1 protein-coding gene is annotated in these 1203 nt (G+C 43.8%); it reads left to right on the top strand.

Going from position 1 to position 1203, the window contains the following annotated elements:
* Nucleotides 1-852: 852 nt before the first annotated feature.
* Nucleotides 853-1023 (top strand): hypothetical protein, encoded by a 171-nt coding sequence (locus F6K53_RS43855; protein ID WP_293087105.1) that lies wholly within the window; start codon nucleotides 853-855, stop codon nucleotides 1021-1023.
* Nucleotides 1024-1203 lie beyond the last annotated feature (180 nt).

Below are 1203 nucleotides of genomic sequence, written 5' to 3'. Positions count from 1 at the left end.
CCTTACCATGGAAAAATAGTTCATCTTGGATGCGGATGGTGAGGGACTCTTCACCAAATATGGCTACAGGTAAGGTGAAGACACAAAAGAGTGTAGTGGAAATGAAGACTGGTGCCAAGATTAATTTTTGGATTGTAGACCCGTTCACAATTACTCCCTTAGGATAGCTACTTAAAACTCAATGACTAGTACCGTCAGCAGTCAGCAGTCAGCAGTCAGCAGTCAGCAGTCAGCTTCCAATAAACCTCTAAGGAGAGAATTTAAGAGTTCGAGATTAATTAGAATTGAAAGTCTGGGTAAAATCCCATAAGCTGAGATAACACAGATTAAACCAATGCTTACCTCTTGTCTTGATGCAGCGCGGTCATGGGGGAAACCCCCATGACCGCTTAGGTGCGCTTTACCCGTAATTAAATTCGCCACGGGTCGCACCTCTGCATCGCTTATTCAAAAGCTGTTCGCGTAGCGTGCGCGTAGCGCATTAACTGATAACTGATAGCTGATAGCCAAATTAAAAATGCCAACTTAAAAACGCTGATCATGTCAGCTTTTCGTTGGTTTTGAACGGTAGCCTTATTGCCAGCGTTTTGTCCTAGTTTGAACCTCAGGGGTTTGCGATCGCATCTGCGTTATGTTAGCGATTGGGTATACCTCATGTTTGATTTAAGTCGAATCCTAGGGCAACTCCATAACTTCCCTTAACTTTTAGTTATCGACTGCTCTTGGTGAGATCGGTAGATTATTTGTGTACAGAGCAAAAAAGCGCGAAAATACCTGCTATCTAGCCTGTACGTTACCTAGCCATTGAGTTCACGACCAGTACTAGAACTTGTTTAAGGTAAGCATTTAATCATGAACCAATCTAAAAGCGATCAAGTGTTCCTCAGACAAATCGTGTTATCAACAATTATCTTTGCTCTTCTGAGCTTGCCCATAGTTTTGCTCGGAGCAAAGCCGATCTGTATGAATCTCTTACAGAGTCGGATAGTTGATGGTAAACTGATGAATGCTGCGACACGCTGATTAAGGTTTCACTAAACTGCTTAGACCTGTCGTAATCCTGATTATTTTGGGAATGCTGGTTGCCAGTGTGCTCCTGTCCCAGTTTTGGGCACTACCAGCACTGACCCAGCCCCCTGTTCAACTCACGCTATTGATGGGAGCGGGGGAGTTTTTTGATTGGCAGGAACTACTGGTCAAGAA

Source organism: Moorena sp. SIO4A1, from assembly GCF_010672065.1.
Taxonomy (GTDB): domain Bacteria; phylum Cyanobacteriota; class Cyanobacteriia; order Cyanobacteriales; family Coleofasciculaceae; genus Moorena.
This window is presented reverse-complemented; position numbering and strand designations above follow the sequence as displayed.

Bases quoted from the DNA above. Each gene is read 5' to 3' on its own strand.
- F6K53_RS43855 (WP_293087105.1), top strand. From the start codon at position 853: ATGAACCAATCTAAAAGCGATCAAGTGTTCCTCAGACAAATCGTGTTA.